Annotated in this window: 16 protein-coding genes; 14 read left to right on the top strand and 2 right to left on the bottom strand. The window is 52.2% G+C overall.

The genetic code is table 11. The annotated features are described in order from the left end of the window. The first annotated feature begins 293 nt into the window (after positions 1 to 293). The 4 genes from IDH45_RS05600 to IDH45_RS05585 all read left to right on the top strand — a co-directional run bounded on the left by IDH45_RS05600 (position 294) and on the right by IDH45_RS05585 (position 3,907). Positions 294 to 1,283 (top strand): hydroxyacid dehydrogenase, encoded by a 990-nt coding sequence (locus tag IDH45_RS05600; protein WP_190925516.1) that lies wholly within the window; start codon positions 294 to 296, stop codon positions 1,281 to 1,283. 63 nt (positions 1,284 to 1,346) lie between these two features. Next, entirely contained in the window at positions 1,347 to 2,135 is a 789-nt protein-coding gene (locus IDH45_RS05595; RefSeq protein ID WP_190925514.1) for a creatininase family protein, read from the top strand. Between the two features lie 59 nt (positions 2,136 to 2,194). Next, positions 2,195 to 2,980 carry an arylamine N-acetyltransferase family protein gene (locus IDH45_RS05590; RefSeq protein WP_190925512.1) on the top strand — a complete coding sequence of 262 codons (786 nt, stop codon included), beginning with the start codon at positions 2,195 to 2,197 and terminating at the stop codon, positions 2,978 to 2,980. Positions 2,981 to 3,013: 33 nt separating this feature from the next. Then, positions 3,014 to 3,907: a Gfo/Idh/MocA family protein gene (locus tag IDH45_RS05585; RefSeq protein ID WP_190925510.1), complete on the top strand. Its 894-nt coding sequence runs from the start codon at positions 3,014 to 3,016 to the stop codon at positions 3,905 to 3,907. A gap of 7 nt (positions 3,908 to 3,914) precedes the next feature. Here IDH45_RS05585 and IDH45_RS05580 read toward each other — a convergent pair whose 3' ends face one another. Continuing rightward, complete coding sequence (locus IDH45_RS05580) at positions 3,915 to 5,225, bottom strand: helix-turn-helix domain-containing protein (RefSeq protein ID WP_190925509.1); 1,311 nt, start codon at positions 5,223 to 5,225, stop codon at positions 3,915 to 3,917. 216 nt (positions 5,226 to 5,441) lie between these two features. Between IDH45_RS05580 and IDH45_RS05575 the strand changes: the two genes are divergently transcribed. The 10 genes from IDH45_RS05575 (at position 5,442) to IDH45_RS05530 (ending at position 16,322) form a co-directional block, all read left to right on the top strand. Further along, positions 5,442 to 6,773 carry an ABC transporter substrate-binding protein gene (locus IDH45_RS05575; protein WP_190925507.1) on the top strand — a complete coding sequence of 444 codons (1,332 nt, stop codon included), beginning with the start codon at positions 5,442 to 5,444 and terminating at the stop codon, positions 6,771 to 6,773. 24 nt (positions 6,774 to 6,797) lie between these two features. Continuing rightward, positions 6,798 to 8,321, top strand: coding sequence for a glycoside hydrolase family protein (locus IDH45_RS05570; RefSeq protein ID WP_190925505.1), 1,524 nt, complete (start codon positions 6,798 to 6,800; stop codon positions 8,319 to 8,321). Positions 8,322 to 8,345: 24 nt separating this feature from the next. Next, a complete protein-coding gene (locus IDH45_RS05565; protein ID WP_190925503.1) occupies positions 8,346 to 9,470 on the top strand; it encodes a mandelate racemase/muconate lactonizing enzyme family protein in 1,125 nt (374 codons plus the stop codon). A gap of 406 nt (positions 9,471 to 9,876) precedes the next feature. Then, on the top strand, positions 9,877 to 10,938 hold the full coding sequence (locus tag IDH45_RS05560) for a Gfo/Idh/MocA family protein (RefSeq protein ID WP_190925501.1): 1,062 nt from the start codon (positions 9,877 to 9,879) through the stop codon (positions 10,936 to 10,938). Positions 10,939 to 11,147: 209 nt separating this feature from the next. After that, positions 11,148 to 13,034 carry an asparagine synthase (glutamine-hydrolyzing) gene (gene asnB / locus IDH45_RS05555; protein WP_190925499.1) on the top strand — a complete coding sequence of 629 codons (1,887 nt, stop codon included), beginning with the start codon at positions 11,148 to 11,150 and terminating at the stop codon, positions 13,032 to 13,034. 46 nt (positions 13,035 to 13,080) lie between these two features. After that, complete coding sequence (locus IDH45_RS05550; RefSeq protein ID WP_223836412.1) at positions 13,081 to 13,827, top strand: Cof-type HAD-IIB family hydrolase; 747 nt, start codon at positions 13,081 to 13,083, stop codon at positions 13,825 to 13,827. A 36-nt stretch (positions 13,828 to 13,863) separates the two neighbouring features. Then, on the top strand, positions 13,864 to 14,349 hold the full coding sequence (locus tag IDH45_RS05545) for a DUF456 domain-containing protein (protein ID WP_190925497.1): 486 nt from the start codon (positions 13,864 to 13,866) through the stop codon (positions 14,347 to 14,349). A gap of 25 nt (positions 14,350 to 14,374) precedes the next feature. After that, positions 14,375 to 15,100: a ThuA domain-containing protein gene (locus IDH45_RS05540; protein WP_190925495.1), complete on the top strand. Its 726-nt coding sequence runs from the start codon at positions 14,375 to 14,377 to the stop codon at positions 15,098 to 15,100. A gap of 80 nt (positions 15,101 to 15,180) precedes the next feature. Beyond that, positions 15,181 to 16,017, top strand: coding sequence for a sugar phosphate isomerase/epimerase family protein (locus IDH45_RS05535; protein WP_190925493.1), 837 nt, complete (start codon positions 15,181 to 15,183; stop codon positions 16,015 to 16,017). Positions 16,018 to 16,058: 41 nt separating this feature from the next. Further along, positions 16,059 to 16,322, top strand: coding sequence for a sialate O-acetylesterase (locus tag IDH45_RS05530; protein WP_190925951.1), 264 nt, complete (start codon positions 16,059 to 16,061; stop codon positions 16,320 to 16,322). A gap of 47 nt (positions 16,323 to 16,369) precedes the next feature. Here IDH45_RS05530 and IDH45_RS05525 read toward each other — a convergent pair whose 3' ends face one another. After that, positions 16,370 to 17,359: an RNA polymerase sigma factor gene (locus IDH45_RS05525; RefSeq protein WP_190925491.1), complete on the bottom strand. Its 990-nt coding sequence runs from the start codon at positions 17,357 to 17,359 to the stop codon at positions 16,370 to 16,372. Between the last annotated feature and the right edge of the window lie 188 nt (positions 17,360 to 17,547).

Here is a 17,547-nt window from a genome sequence, read left to right as displayed (position 1 = left end):
ACGGCTCATATAATGTTAAGAGAACTATGCTGAAATCTGTTGAAAGCTAATTCCCCCGGAATTCGGGGTTCCTTATTTCCGATAAACCGAAATTTTCGAGGCTGCCGGCCTGGACCGGCAGCCTTGCTGCGTCTGTTGTATGTTTTCATGCCCTATATCAGGGATCGCGAGCAAAAAGCAGGGATTGACAGTCAGTTGGAGGCATGTTAGTCTCTATTCAGGAAGTATTAAAGAATAATACCTTTATTGTTTTGGCGTTATCAACCAATCTTATTGCAGGGGGAAAACAGCAAATGAAAATCGTTCGTTTGGCAGGCAGTCCGCTCGATTTTAATCAGAATCATCTGGATGAACTCGAAAGACTAGGGACCGTAATCACGATACCGCAGGGGGCGGAAATGTCGCAAGTGCTCCAACAGATGAATGATGCAGACGTTTTGATGACGTATTGGGGACTGCGCTCGATAAAGCGGGAGATCGTGGAGCATGCGCCAAATCTGAAATATATTTTGCATGCGGGCGGCAGTATTAAATCGTTGGTTTCGGAAGTTCTGCCCGATTTGCTGAAGCGAGGAATTCGTGTCAGCGGATGCAACGATGCCGTTGCCCAAGGGGTGGCGGCTACGGCGCTCGGCTTGACGATTGTGTCTTTGAAAAACATTTGGGTACTGTCGCAGTATACGCGCCAAGGCCATTTTAAAGGAGGAGAGCATCGAATCCATATTAAAGACGTGCATGATATTACCGTTGGGGTTGTCGGAGCGGGCAAAGCGGGCAGGCATTATATGCGTCATATGAGAAATTTCGACGTACGGATTCTCGTGTACGATCCGGTGGCAACGGATGAGCAGGTAAGAGAGCTTGGGGCGGAGCGTGTCGGCTTGGAGCAGTTGATGAGCGAAGCGGATGTCGTATCGATCCATGCGCCATCGATCCCGGCTACGTACCGCATGATTAATGCCGAACGGTTGCAATTAATGAAAGATCGCGCCATCCTGATCAATACGGCCAGAGGGAGCATCATTGATGAGGCGGCATTGATTGCCGAATTGCAGAAAGGGAGGTTATGGGCTTGCATCGACGTGACAGACCCGGAACCGCCTGCACCGGATCATCCGTTCCGTACTCTGCCCAACGTAATTCTTACGCCGCATTTGGCCGGATTGTCGCAAAACGGGCGAACGCTGGTCGGAAAAGTGGCTGTTGGTGAACTGCGACGTTATGTGTCGGGTGAGGCTTTACAGGAGGAAGCCGACCTGCGCGCTTTGGATGTATTGGCATGACGGAGGCATAGGGCTGACAATCATTTCGAAATCCGGAACTGGAACGAGTAGAGCCGTATTTGTATGATCAAGTTTAAGAACAGCGAGGTTTTTGCGTTTATGTTGACGATTTTCAATAACAAATGCGATTTCCAGCGGGCGGATTGCCGCGTTGCGGTGCTGCCGATCGGCGCGGTGGAGCAGCACGGCAGTCATTTGCCGGTCGGGACGGATACTTTCATTTCGAGTGAGTTAGCCAGACGGATCGCAGGGGAGTTGGATGCTTATCTGCTTCCCGCCATCCCGATCGCGTGCTCCATCGAACATCGGCTAACGAAGGGAACGGTTTACATGAAGGCGGCAACATTGGCCGCGCTCATCAAGGATATCGCGGAGTCGCTGCAATTTTCCGGCTTCAGGAAGCTTTATTTGGTCAATGGACACGGAGGTAACTGGATCATCAAGCCGACCATAAGAGAGCTGAACCGTGAATTACAGGAGCTCGATGTTATTCTGGTCAGTACCCAGTTGGCGCGTTCGCGAATTCAGGAGGTGATGGAATATGGCGTTCCCCCGGATATTCATGCCGGAGAAACGGAAACTTCTCTGATGCTGCATCTGCACCGTGAATCTGTCGGCGCGATTCAAGTTCCGCCTGACCGGACTTTTTATCCGCAAGATTATATGGATTATTTCGATGCCGCACAACTGAGCGAGGATGGCTACTGGGGATACCCGGAACGGGCAACGGCCGAAAAAGGCAAGAAATGGCTTGACATACTGGTTGAAGTGGCCTTGGAGTACATCCGGCATATTGAGGAAACGAGACAAAAACTGAATCATTGTACAGATGCCGAACCGGAAGATCATTGAGAAAGGGAAGCATCGGGTCAACCGCGACGGTCTAGCGGACGGGAAGGAGCGATATGGTCATGCATGAATCTTGCGGCGTAATCAAGCTCGAGATTCGGACATATTTGGATCGCCTCGGTTACAGTGGGCCTTTGGACGGCAGCGCGAAAGCGCTGGCTGATTTGCAGGAATGTCATTTGTATGCGGTTCCATACGAGAATCTGGACATTTTACGCCGCATACCGATATCTTTGGAAGTGGAGAAACTGTATGACAAAATCGTTGTTCGACGACGCGGCGGATATTGCTTCGAACTTAACGCTTTATTCGGCTGGCTGCTGCGGGAGCTGGGATATACGGTAACCGATTATTTTTCACGGTTTTGGCGGGATGAGCCGAATTTGCCTCCGAAGCGCCGTCATCACGTCTTGAGAGTCGAGGCCGAGGAGGACAGCTTTTTGTGCGACGTTGGCGTCGGGGGAATTGTGCCGCGCCGGCCTCTCCAAATGGTGGCACATACGGAACAACGGCAGGCCCCTGAGTTGTACCGGCTCGAACGCCACGATGTATTCGGTTGGGTGCTATGCGAATGGAAGCGAAGTAAATGGAACTGGATTTATTCTTTCTCCGAAGAGCCGCAGTTGCCTCATGATTACGCGATGGCCAATTACTGGTGCGAGCATGCGCCGGATTCGATCTTTACTAAGGGGGCGATGGCGGCGATTCGGACAAAAGAAGGGCGCAAAACGCTCGCCGGCAACGAATTCCGCATATTTACACCTGAAGGTGTAAGCGCATTCACCCCGCAGACGAAAGAAGCGTATGCACTGGCGCTTAAGGATTGTTTCGGCATCGTGCTTGACTAATACCGGATGCGAGCCTGATTTGGAGGAGACAAATTGAAAATAGGTATAATCGGAACGGATACTTCGCATGCCTGCACGTTTACCAAATATTTAAACGATAGTAACGATCCGTTTCACGTGCCAGGGGGGAGGGTAGTTGCAGCCTACCCCGGCGGTTCAAGTGATTTCCCGTTGAGCATCTCCAGAGTGGCAGGATATGCAGAACAATTGCGAAACCAATACGGCGTGCGTCTTGCAGATCGTCTCGAATCGGTAGCGGCGGAATGCGACGCCATCATGATTCTTTCCGGGGACGGGCGTATCCACTTGGAGCAGTTTCGCAAAATTGTCCCTTACCGCAAACCGGTATTCATTGATAAGCCGCTTGCTACGACATCGGCGGATGCTGCGGAGATGTTTGGCTTGGCGCAACAGTATGACATTCCGCTTATGAGTTCTTCCGCAGGGCGTTTTGGAGAAGCACTCGCTTCTGCACTCCATAAACAGGAACACGGCGCCATTATCGGTGCGGATGTATTCGGTCCGATGCCGATCGAGCCGACACAGAAAGGTTTTTTCTGGTACGGCATACACGCCATTGAAATGCTGTACACGGTTATGGGCGGCGGATGCAGCGAAGTGAACACGCAAACGACGATGAATCACGATCTCATCGTCGGGCGCTGGAAAGATGGACGCATCGGATCAGCGAGAGGGAACCGGGCGGGCAACAATAAATTCGGCGTTGTTCTTCACCAGGCGAAGGGCAGCCAATTCGTCGATGTTTCCGCTCAATCGAAACCGAATCAAGCGGCCATCCTCACCGTCATCTTAGAAATGTTTCAATCCGGAATCGTTAAGCATGATCCGGAGATCACATTGGAGGTCATCCGGTTTATCGAGGCGGCCAATGAAAGCCGGGAAACGGGCCGGAGTGTGGAGTTATAACCGTCGATCAAGGCTGATTGCAAGTATTATCATGAGCTGTTATTCGATACAATTTACGGGGTCTTCCTACGGAAGTCGGAGCTTCTTGCCCGCTAACCTGTACGAGACCGCTTCGCTCCAATCCAAGCAAAATCCGATTTGCGTTCCGGTAGGTCATGTTCAACGATTCTGCAACATTGGATGCGCTAAGAGCTATGCCCAAAGTGTCCTGCATGGCAACCAATTTGTTATAGGTGGAGATAGTCACGCCTTCTTTTTTAAGCCGTTCAATCAATTCGGTATTTTCAGTCCGATAACTGAAAGCCCAATTTTCTTTATTGCGGGGAGAACTCGTAATAGTGCTTCTTTCATCGACTATAATAGCGCTGTTTCCTTGTGTTTTTGCAGCGTGATATAAGGCAAGAGAAGCATGCTGAACGGCATTACGTCCATTGGTCCCATACCCGATACCGCAGTGAACTTCGGAATCCGTCAACAGTTTGATCTGGTTCAACAACAAATGGGGGGGATGGTCTTCACTTTGTTCAACGGCACCGCGAGCCGTTGTAATCATAAATTTGTGGTTATCCACAGTGATCAACGTACCCGATACTTGCTGTGCATAATGTAGAATGTGCTCTTCGATCTTTAACTTGAGTTGATAGGATTCATAATAATGCGGATTTTCATCATGCATATTTTTCACCGTAATGATCACAACTGCAATTTGAGATTTGCGGAAAAAATTTGTCTCCCCTTGTTGACAAGCCAAATGAAGCGCTTGGCGGATCGACATTCGGGTCGGCAAAAGCCTGTAAGAGGGGATACCTTGTTTGCAGAGCTCGTTGAACACATGAATATGATGCGTGATACAGGCATCCACCTTTTTGTCTGTATAAAGTGAAAGATGGAAATTTACGCAATCTGGCATCGACATGGCCCCATTTGCCGGGAACGTATACAATTCGTCCGCAGAAAGTCCCATCTCGAGGAACGTTTCGCGGCAATCGTTATCCGGCAATGTGTCGATGCTGACCCTCTCCGGGTTCAGGTTATCACGGGAGATCTGGAACAACTGCTTCATTAATGATGAGCCGCCGGACTGGATCAGCAGCTTTCCTCTCGAAAAACTGCTATTGGTAGCCATATGAAAAGCCGTTATGCCCGTAAACACCCAAATGTCGGTCATATCGTTGTTCGCTTCAACAATATTGGAAAGTTCCTCAAAGTTATTGTATACAAAAGGATGAAGATGGATGCGATCTTGAAACTCCCGGGCAACCTCCTGAACGGATTGAAGCGCGTCATAAGGTCCGACTAATCCGATATGGGTTTTCATGATGAACCTCCGATTCACGAATAACGGTTTACTTACCATTATGCACAGGATGAAAAAGGTTGTAAACATGAAAGAAGGAGATGCTACGGGAGAGCTGCGAAAGGAATCCAGCACGACAGGTTTGATTTAGGTTGGAATAAAGAAAAATACTATTATTGTCGTGTAGTCGATCGCGAGGGCGCTTCGATAGTAGAAATTAAAACGGAGGACATGACAATGAGAAAAAAAAGCATGGTATTCGCGGCAATTACGACGTGTTTGGCCTTCAGTATGGCAGCTTGCGGAAAAGAGGAATCGTCGAGTGAAAATGCGGTGCGGCCCTTAGCGGAAAAGGCACCCGTCGAGCTTACGATTTACACGACGAACACGGTCTGGACCCCGGATGAATTTCGAGAACATTTTCTTGACCCGGTAGAGAAGAAATATCCTTATATCAAAACGAAGCTGATCCCGTATGAAAATAGCAAGCAGCTTGAAATGTTGATAACCGCCGGCACGACGCCGGACATTATTTTCACCTCGACTGGGGCAACTTCCAGATATATTATGGATTATAATTTGCAATTTGATATGTCCGAGCTGATTAAACGATTCAACTACAATCTCGATTTGATCGATCCCAACGTTGTGGATCTGATCCGGGAAATGTCCGATGGGGGCATCTATAGTTTGCCGTTATATTTATCGCCGAATACCATCTACTATAACAAGCTCATCTTTGACAAGTTTGGCGTGTCGTATCCGGATCGGGCGATGACCTGGGATGAACTCGATGCTTTATCTCGCAGACTTACCCGAAACGATGGTGGCGTGCAGTATCGCGGCTTTTTACTGTCTCACAACCATCTAATCCTGTTGAATCAGGTATCGCAGCGTATGCTGGACGATTCATTGGAAAAGGTCGCATTCGATACAGACAAGTTCAAAAATTACTTAAAAAATCTGGTGCAGATCTATACCCAGCCGGGGTATGAGATGTCCAGCGTGCCCATGGCGAACGGCAAACAAAATGACATGTTCATTAAAGAGCAAACCGTAGCTATGATCGAGCCCGGTGCCGCTTTATATGCGAAGGCAAGAATTGAGCCTTTGGGCCAGGATAACTGGGACTTTACTTATTTTCCCACGTTGAAGGGGCAGCCAGGAGTCGGGTATCAGCCTTATTCGTTCCTGACGATGGCGATTACAAGCACGAGCAAGCATAAAGATGCGGCATTTGAGATGATTTCGCATTTGACGTCAACGGAATATCAGGCGGAAAAGTCGAAGCAAGGCGTATTGCTTCCGATTATGAAAAACAAAGCTCATATTGCCTCATTCGGTCAACAGTCGGCCTTGTTTAAAGGAAAAAAGGTGGAGGCCATTTTTCCGAAACAATTTGCAGCAGTGCCGGAAGGGATCTACTCTACCTACTATGACATCGCGACTAAGCATGCCAGAATCGCTTTGGAAAACACGTTCAAAGGGAATACGGATATCAATACCGCATTTCGTATGGCTACAGAAGCGGCCAATAAAGAGATCGAAACAAAAAAATCCGGTAAATGATACCATGCAAAGGAGTTCAAGCCAATGCTTAAGCGAAAGGGTATTGACGAGACATCCGTCGAAAACGGCAAGACATTCAAAAGCAAGTCATTGACCCGAAGAGCGGTGCTGACTATGGCCGGAGCGGCAGGAACTGTGCTGATCTCGCAAGGGCTATTCAGGAAAGTTAACGGCGTGTCCGGCGTTTCATCAGATGTATACGGGAGGGAGAACGCGGTTGCCGACTCGTATCGGAACGAGATTGGTGCCCCTGGTCGAATGGTCAGCATGAAACTGTGCGAATCGATTCATGTGAAAGACTTCGGCGCAATCGGGGATGGCCTTACCGATGATACGGATGCGATTCTCAACGCGATTGCAGCTTGTCCTGCAGGCGGAACCATTATGATTCCTTCTGCTCATATATTCAGAGTTCGCGGTTTGGTTATCAACAAGCCGATAAAGATTTCAGGCGGCGGAACTTTAAAATTTGTCGATCATCCCGAATTGCCTGCCGTACTGCAAGCAATGGAAACCATAGAAGTGGAAAACATTATAATTGACGGAAATAGTCAAGCCTTATCTTCAAGTTATACCGGAACGGGTTTCGGGCTTCACAATAAAGGAAATCGTTCTTACTTTATGAACGTTCAATTCAATAATACGAAATTTCACGGGTTCTGGAATGATGGAGCCCATCACGTTACGCTCAATAAATGCTACTCGGAAAATGCCGGATATTCGGGGTTTAGAAATTCACATGGGGATTTCTTTCAACTTTTGAACAGTGAAGCGCTCCATTTCAAATTCAAAGGTTTTTCTCATAACGGCAATTCGAAGCTGATCACGGTTGAAAATTTTGTGGCCATAACCGATTCATTGGAAAATGGCGTAGATCCCGTACTGATCGATCCGAACAACTATTTTGTCGAGCATTTGCTGCTGCGCAATATTTATATCAAGGGTGCCAATCGCTCGAACTCGATCAAAATTATAGATGTTGGCACGGCCGTGTTCGATACTATAAAAGCGCTTTCACCCAATACCTTATACGCTATTCACTGCTACACAAGAGTCGATAGGTTGACGTTAAGAAATGTCGAGTGCGTAGGACGTACCAGCTTGAAAGATGTCAAGCAGCTCGTAATCGAGAACTGCACGTTCGATGCCGAACAACACGAGGAACAAGAAATCACCATCACACATCCGTTGTCGGTACAAGCGGAATATGTAACGGTAAGGGGCATGACGGTCATTGGAGGGACCGGGACAGGCATGTCCATTCATCTGGCGGCACTAAAAAAAGCGATGATAAGAGATATGATATATCGCGCAGTGAATCCCTCACTAAATATGATCGGTCTGACAAACCTTGCGGGAGCAAATCCGAATCATAAAAAAATTGTTGTGAAAGAGTATGTCATTGAAGAAGGAAACGATGTGGCCTCGGCCGGCTCCAAATATCATATCGAAGACAGCAGTACGGAGTATGTTTTGAAGTCTGCAAATGGAACGCGGCACAGCCTCAGGATCGGCGACGACGGGGAATGGGCGATCGTTCCGTTATAACATAAAACCGGGGGGATAGGAGCAATGACTCGAATTGCTAAAATTGATGTATGGTCCGTACGTGTGCCCGGCCGAAGAGTATTTGAGTTGGGCAACGGTTCCAAGGTGACGCCAGGCGGAGTCGGAAGACCAGTCATGTTTATTCGGATGGAAACGGATGACGGAATTGTCGGCTGGGGCGAGCAAAGAGCCAATCCGATGTGGCATTACGAAACGATCGAAACGATGGTCGCCGCCGTTCGGCATCACCTGGCTCCACTTGCACTCGGTCTCTCGCCCTATGAGATTGGAACTTTCCATAAAAGGGCCGAAGCGGCCATGAGCATTTCCGTCTCGAACGGGATGCCTTTTGCCAGAGCGGCGATGGATATCGCCTTCCACGATTTGGCGGGGAAAATGGCGGGATTGCCGCTGCATGCTCTGCTGGGGGGAGCGCTTGTTTCCGAAGTTCCGCTTTGTTCGGCCATCGGGATCGATCGTCCCGAGGTGATGGCGGCAAATGCCGCGGAATCTTCGGCCTACACGGCCTACAAGATCAAAATATCCGGAGATATCGCAGAAGATGCCCGGAGAATTCGCAAAATTGTGGAAACGACCGGTAGCAATCCGCTTTGGCTGGATGCGAACCAGTCATATACGCCCGGCACCATTTGGCGGATGCTCGAGTCGATCCGGGATATATCTACGGTTGCTTGTGTCGAACAGCCGGTGAAAAGCCATGATTGGAATGGAATGGCTTCCGTACGCATGCGCTGCGGGCTGCCCGTTGCCATTGACGAAGGTTCTTTCTCGGCTGCGGATTTGGCCAAAGCGGCGCGTATGGGTGCTGCAGATATGGTTGTGCTCAAAATATGCAAGGCAGGCGGAATCCGCAAGTGTCTGGAGTCGGCGGCCGTGGCCGAAGCGAACGGGATAGCGCTTCTTGGAAGCGGACTCACCGATTGCGGGATCGCTTTTGCGGCTGCGATTCATATGTTCAGCACGTTGCAGCTCGCCCTCCCGCCAGAATTAAATGGTCCCGAGCTGCTGGAAGATATGCTGGTCAAGGGCTTGGAGATCACGAACGCTACGGTCAAAGTGCCGACTGGGCCGGGACTCGGTGTAGAGCCTGATGTGGACAAATTAAAAGACTTGAAGTTTTACGTTTAGACATCCAAAGATAAAAACCTCGGAATAACCGAAAGGCTGTAAACAGTCGTGAAGCAAGAAGCTTTCGCGAACTTTCATTGCGATACCACGATCGGCAAACGCACGACGCCGGAGGTTGATCCGCCCTTCCTTCAGAAAGGCGATCACCTCCGGCGTCGTGCCGTGAATCAAGTGAAGGGAAGGGAGGTACTCTGCTGCTGTTCGAACACGTGCTGCTGAGGTTGCAGCGTTCCGAAAGTTCGGCACCATGTACCGCATATCGTAGTGAAGGGAGAGGGCGCGCCAAACCTTGACTGCAACCGGACTTGCCATCGATCATATCGACTAAATTTTTGTCTTGTCATCCAGGGTGCAACCGTTGATAATGGAAGGCGAGGAAATCTATGGACAAGGGAAGGTGCCCGAATTGTCGAAATTGCGGATAGGTGTGGTAGGGGTAGGCAATATATTTAAACATGCGCATTTGCCGTCATGGCTCTCTCATCCCGATGCGGAAATCGTCGCCGTCTGCGACGCGAATCAGCAGGCGGCTCAGAAGCTTGCCGACGAGCATGGAATTGCCAAAATCTATTCCGATTACAACGATTTGATCGCCAGCGACGAAGTCGATGTCGTCAACGTCTGTACGCCGAACTTGTACCACTCGGTCGTGTCGGTGGCAGCGCTTCAAGCGGGCAAGCACGTGTTCTGCGAAAAGCCGGATGCGATCAATCCCGATGAAGCGGTCAAGATGGCGGAAGCGGCCAAAGCGAGCGGGAAAGTGCTTATGGTGATGCGCAACAACCGTTTCCGCCCGGTGTCGGATTTCTTGCGCACGTATGTGGATAAAGGGCATATGGGCGAGATTTATACGGGCCGCTGCGGATGGGTGCGACGCAGAGGCATTCCCGGCAAAGGCGGCTGGTTCACGACGAAGGAACTGTCCGGCGGCGGTCCGCTGATCGATCTCGGCGTTCATATGATCGACCTGGCGATCTGGATTATGGGCAATCCGAAACCGGTTGCAGTTAGCGGCTCGGTGTATACGAAGTTTGCGGGCAACGATCTGAACGATTCCGAGCACGGCGCTTTCGGCGAGAAAAAGACGGGCGGCACGTTTGACGTCGAGGATCTGGCGACCGGGTTTATCCGCTTCGACAACGGAGCTACGCTGCAGCTCGAATGCAGCTGGGCGTCCAATGTCGAAAACGAGGGGCGTTTTATCGAGCTTCGCGGCACGAAGTCGGGCTTCAGCCTGTTTAACGACGACCTGAAGCTGTTCACGGAGATCGAGGGCACGCTGTGCAACGTCATTCCGCAGCTGCCAAAAGATTCCGGCGGCCATAAGTCGAACATTCACCATTTTATCGATGTCGTGCAAGGCAAAGCCGACCCTATTTTCCTGCCGGAGCAGGGCGTGGATATGATTAAAATTTTGTGCGCGATCTACGAATCGGCCAAGCTCGGCCGCGAAATCCGCCTGGACTAAAACTTGCTCTGAAGCAAGTCTATCTTTTTACGAAAACCGCCTAAGGTATGGTATACTCTATAGTTGTTGCGGAATACGCTTGTCCGGTCAAGCCGACGGAGGAGCGGGTCTGCAAAACGAGAAAGCGGGCAAAGCTGGAGAGGAGTAGCGCCTCCGGCCTAAGCTGCGTTCCGCTGGCTTGAATCGCGATAGAGAAAGGATTGTACCTAATGTGCGGCATAACCGGCATGATGTACTTCGATCATAGAGAAATAAAAGCTTCTTCCTTGCAGGCGATGATGGACGTCATCCACCATCGGGGACCCGACGATATGGGAACCTGGACCGACCCGGGCATCGGGCTCGGCTTCCGGCGGTTGTCGATCATCGACTTGAAGGAAGGGCACCAGCCGCTTTGCAATGAGGACGAGTCCGTATGGATCGTATTTAACGGCGAAATTTACAATTACCAGCCGCTGCGGGAGCAGCTTCTCGCCCGCGGGCATAGCTTCCGGACGCAGACCGACACGGAGGTAATCGTCCATCTGTACGAGGAGTACGGCGAAGATTGCGTCCAGCATCTGCGCGGCATGTTCGGCTTCGTCATCTGGGACCGCAGGCGCAAGAAGCTGTTCGGCGCACGGGATCATTTCGGGATCAAGCCGTTTTATTATATCCATGACAGCAAAAGGTTCCTGTTCGCGTCGGAGATCAAAAGTCTGCTCGAAGCGGAAGGCGTAGGCCGCCGTCTCCGGGACGAAAGCCTGCTGCAATATTTGACGTTTCAGTACGTGCCTGAGCCGAATACGATGTTTGAAGGCATCTTGAAGCTGCCTCCTGCGCATACGGTGACGGTGACGCCGGACGGGCGGATGGAGATGAAGCGGTACTGGGACCCGATGTTCGCGCCGGTCGAACGGCCGTTTGACGAGATGGTCGAAGAGCTGCGGGCGCGGCTGAAAGACTCGGTCATCCATCATATGCACAGCGATGTGGAGCGGGGCTGCTTCTTGTCCAGCGGCATTGACTCGACGGCCATCGCGACGCATATGCGGGCGATCGAACCGATTCGTACGTTTTCCGTAGGATTCGAGGGACCGAACAACGAGACGGTGATTGCCAAAGAAACGGCTGCGGCGCTCGGAACCCGTCACCATGCGAAAATTATTACGGAACGCGACTTCTTCGACTCCGTGCCGAGAGCGGTCTGGCATCAGGATGAGCCGGTTGCCGATCCTTCCGCGATCGCGCTGTACCATGTGGCGCAGCTGGCCCGTGAGCATGTGACCGTCGTCCTGTCGGGCGAAGGCGCCGACGAGCTGTTCGGCGGCTACCGCATCTACCGCGAGCCGCTCTCGCTTCGTCCGCTGGCCTGGCTGCCGCTGCCGCTTAAGCGGATGCTGCATGCCGCAGCCCGGCTGCTGCCGAACGGATTGACCGGGCGCAACTATTTGCTGCGCGCCACGACCCCGCTGGAGGAGCGGTTTCTCGGCAACGCCAAGCTGTACAACGAAGAAGCGAAGGCGAGGCTCGTCCGGTATGACCGGAGCCTGCTCAATTCGTACCAGAATCCTTGGCAGGTCGCCGGACAATATTACGACAAGACGAAACATCTCGATCCGGTTTCCCGGATGCAATATATCGATATGAATCTGTGGATGCCCGGCGATATTTTGATGAAAGCCGACAAAATGACGATGGCGCATTCGCTGGAGCTGCGGGTTCCGTTTCTCGACAAGGAGCTGTTCGAGTTCGCGCGGACGGTTCCGCAATCGTACCGGCTCGGCGGCGGAACGACGAAGTACATATTCCGCAAAGCGATGGAGGGGATTATCCCCGACTTCATCCTGAACCGTCCGAAGCTCGGTTTTCCGGTGCCGCTCCGCGACTGGCTGAAAGGCGCCCGCGGCTCGGAGCTGCTGGAGAGCATTCGCGGCTCGGGCATCGATCACGTGCTTCAGATGTCCGAAGTGGAGCGGATGATGAAGCTTCACCAGAGCGGTCAAGGGGATTACGCCCGCCTGCTGTGGGCCGTATACATTTTCGGCATGTGGCACTCGACATATTTGCAGGAAGGGACGAACTTCGGCCGCGAAAGAAGCGCAACGGTTTCGTAACCGGCTCGATCGCTATCGTTATAGAACAGAGGGAGTGGACGTACAGATGGGTATCGGTCGTTACAAATTGCTTGCGCTCGACATGGACGGCACGCTGCTGAACAGTCAGCACGAGGTGTCGGACGAGAATCGCGAATGGATGTTCAAGGCGCTTGAGGAAGGCGTTATGGTTATGCTGTCTACGGGCCGCGGCGTTCAGAACGTATATCCGTATTGCGATAAACTGAACCTGAACAGCCCGATCGTAGCCGTCAACGGCAGCGAAGTGTGGAAAGCGCCGCGGGAGCTGCTGAAGCGTACGCTGATGGACGTCGACCAGATCCGGGCGATGCACGCGCTGGCTCAGCGGTATGACAGCTGGTATTGGGCATACGCGGTGGAAGGGCTGTTCAACAAGGAAACGTGGACCGGGGAAAGCCTCGATTCGCTGCAGTGGCTGAAATTCGGCTTTTTTACCGAAAACGACGACAGCCGGGCACGCATCCTCGAATGGCTGCACGAGCAGGGGATCTACGAGATTACGAATTCGCATCCGCACAATCTGGAGATCAATCCGATCGGGGTCAGCAAGGCGAGCGGGCTTCGCCAAGTATGCGAGATGCTCGGTATCGACATGTCCGAAGTGGTGGCGATGGGCGACAGTATGAACGACATGTCCATGATCCGCGATGCGGGACTCGGCGTAGCGATGGGCAACGCCCAGGACGCGCTCAAAGCCGCCGCCAAGCTCGTTACGGTAACCAACAACGAGCACGCCGTAGCCAAAATCATTAAAGAGCACGTGCTCGTCTAATCTGGAGCGTTTACGGTAACGGGAGGCCTTGGATTCGTGGATATTTTGGGCTGGGTTTTGGTCGTTGTGCTGTTCGTTGTCGGGATGGCCGGAGCGATATTTCCGATATTGCCCGGCGTGCTTGCGGTATATGCGGCATTTTTCGTCTACGGCTTGTTTTTCGGCTTCACAGAATTCGGAGTATGGTTTTGGCTGCTGCAAACGTCCGTCGTCATCGCGATCCTGGTCGCAGATTATGTCGTAAGCGCCTGGGGAGTCAAAAAGTTCGGCGGAACCCGGGCGTCGGTGATCGGGAGCACGATCGGTATTATTGTCGGTCCGTTCGTCATACCAGGTATCGGCTTGCTCGCAGGCCCGTTTATCGGGGCATGGATCGGCGAACTGCTGACCGGGGCCGATATGAAGCAGGCGACGAAGGCCGGACTCGGCGCATTAGTCGGTTTTCTTTCAAGCACGATCGTCAAGCTGATTTTGCAGACGCTCATGATTGTGCTGTTTATTATATGGATCATATCCAATTAGATGAATTTCGGGGAGCTGAGTGAACATGATTCGAGTCACGATCTGGAATGAGAATGAGCACGAGAAAGTAAACGAGAAAATTGCCGGCATTTATCCGAAAGGCATCCACGGCGCCATCGCCGACGGAATCGCCGCGGAAGGCTTGCAAATCCGTACGGCGACGCTGGAAGAGCCGGAGCACGGGCTGACCGAAGAAGTGCTGAACGAAACCGACGTCCTGATCTGGTGGGGCCACCGCGCACACGGCAAAGTGTCCGACGAGATCGTCAACCGCGTACATAGCCGAGTCCTGCAAGGCATGGGCATTATCGTGCTTCACTCCGGCCACTTCTCGAAAATTTTCAAAAAGCTGATGGGCACGAGCTGCGACCTGAAATGGCGCGAGCAGGGCGACAAGGAGCGGATCTGGGTCGTCGACCCGGCGCATCCGATCGCGGAAGGGCTTGGCCAATATTTCGAGATCGAGCATGAGGAAATGTACGGCGAGCACTTCGACATCCCGGCGCCGGACGAGCTGGTCTTTATCAGCTGGTTCGAGGGCGGAGAAGTGTTCCGCAGCGGCTGCACGTACCACCGGGGCAACGGCAAAGTTTTTTACTTCCGCCCGGGCCACGAGACGTATCCGACCTATTACAACAAAGACGTCCTGAAAGTCATCTCCAATGCGGTGAATTGGGCCGCTCCGAGACACGGCGTGCGCCAGACGTACGGCAATGCCAAACCGCTTGAGCCGATCAAAGGCGCTAAGTAAGATCAAACACCCCGCCTGTTCCGGCTGATGGATCGGGCGGGTTTTTCTAAATTTATCAGTATATCGGGGGAGGAACTGGGATGAAGCTGTCATTTACGACGCTGGGCTGTCCGCAATGGGACTTGGAGACGATTATCGCCAGCGCGGTACGTTATGGATTCGACGGAGTCGATTTCCGCGGGCTGCAGGATCAGATGAATGTGTACGAGGCGCGTCCGTTTGCGGAAGATTGTGCGGAGACGATCAGCCGTTTTGAGGAGGCGGAACTCGCCGTCACCTGCTTCTCCAGCTCGATTACGCTGGTGTCCAAGGAACGCGAGGAGCAAAATTTCGAGGAGCTGGAACGGTATGCGGAGCTATGCAGGCGGTTCGGCACGCCGTACATCCGGGCATTTGGCGGCAAGCTTGGCGGGGCGGGCAGGCAGGAAGCTTTGGACACCGCCGCAGGCCAATTGTCGCGGATGGAGCCGGTGCTGCGTCAGGCGGGCGTGAAGCTGATCATCGAGACGCATGACGACTGGACGAGCTGCGAGGATATGCTGCTCTTGCTGGAAGGGACGTCGCCGGACGCGGTCGGCGTATTGTGGGATGTCCACCACCCTTACCGGATGCTGGGCGAACGGCTGGAGAAGACGTGGCAGGCGCTCGGTTCCCGCATCGCGTACACGCACTGGAAAGATTCGCTGCCGGACTTGAGCGAGCCGGGGAAATTCCGTTACCGGTTTATGGGCGAGGGGGACATTCCGTTCCGCGACATTTATTCGGTGCTTCAAGAAAGCGGTTACGACGGCTGGTATACGTTCGAATGGGAGAAAAGGTGGCACCGGGACCTGGAGGAGCCGGAGCTTGCTTTCCCGCAGTATGTGCAGTTTATGCGTGCTCTGCCATCCGCGGATCGGGAGTCGGGAGGCGTGTGAGATGAGTAGTCCCGGAGTAACATCCGCAGTGGTTTCATTCTCTGCTGGAGGCGTTTCGTACCGTCGCCGGCAAGTCTGGAGCGGAGCTCCCGGTATTCACGGCTCAGCTTGGCGCTTATACGGCGCCGGACGCTCCCGATCCGCAGTGGAGCCGGATGCGGGAGATTCAGCGGCGCATTGCCCATGAGGAGCAGGTGGAGCTGATCGTAACGGTTGATTGCCCGCTGTCGGACGAAATCCATATTTCCTCCTCCGGCAACGTCCTGGTGGGAGAAAGGTTTGCCGATGAGGCTTTCCTTGTTTGACGACAACGGAAGGTGTCTGACGCCGTTTTCATGGATAGTCGGTGCTGTCAGCGGGCAATCCGTGTAGCTCCATGTACATGGCGATGGTGCTGCTTTCGATAGAATCCGGGATGGAAATCCGTTTGTGTTTCAGGGCATAGCGCAAACCGGCCATGCGGAAATCGGATAGGTAGGTCGCTGAAACAAACTTCAGCTGATTGACGAGTCGGTCGGGCACATGCTGCCCGATCTTTTTCATAAATATAGTCGTAATGCTCCTCCATGATGGCGTATAGTTCGTTGTGTAACCGTTCGCTTTTGAGAATATTCACCCATTGATGAAGTTGTTCACGGGTCCACACGGGGAATGTCGGCGTGATCGGTCCGCTGCCCTTTTTCACAAATCCCCTCTTCATGAGATCGCGAATGACTTCTTTTTCTGCATCTCCGAGCTGTTCCGGAGGTTTGCCTGACTGAATCGCATTGGCCAATATGTAGACTTCATGGGAAAATAGTTCCCCGGCACGGCTCCAAAGGTTGCCCTCCCTAATATTTTTCCTGGATTCGTACAGCTTTCGTTTGATCGTACCTGCGGGCAACTGCAGATTAGAGGCGATGTCTTGAACTCGCTCTCCCCGAATGTAGTAGGCTACGGTGATCTCTCGATAGTAGAAGGACAGGAGAGAGAGTTCCCGTTTCAATAGAGAGATGTTTTCTTTTAGAATCAAACGATCTTCGACGGAGGGGCCGCCGTCTTCAAATTCAGCCAGTTGCTCGTCATCAATGATTGCTGTAACTAGACGACCGCGATGCTTGCGTTCCGCCCATCTCGCATACCGGTTTCTGGCAAGTTTCCACAGCCAATGTGCGAACTCGGACGGCTCACTTCCATTGGATAAGCTGATGACCGCCTGAACGGCAATATCTTGGGCAAGTTCTTCGGCTTCGTGTTTATTCCCTGTTTTCTTCAAGGCGTAGTAGACCAGCTTTTCTAAATATTCCTGCTGCAACAGTGCCAAATAATCTTCCTTGGCATCGGCATAACCGTTTGAATTCACAGCATCACCTGCCTTTCATTTCTATAGTGGCATTGTAGGAGAAACGGTTCAGATTTTTTAAGACTTTTTCGAAAGAATTGTGGAAGGAGTTTCCGCCCCGCAGTTGAACTAACTAGGTGAGAAGATTCCAGAGCTATTCGAATGAGTTGTATGCGGTTACATTTGTCGCCGGTCAATCCGGCTGAGAT

The sequence above is a fragment of the Paenibacillus oceani genome (assembly GCF_014705615.1).
GTDB classification, from domain to species: Bacteria; Bacillota; Bacilli; order Paenibacillales; family NBRC-103111; genus Paenibacillus_AB; species Paenibacillus_AB oceani.
Note: the sequence above shows the minus strand (reverse complement) of the source record. Positions and strands in the feature narration are given on the sequence as shown.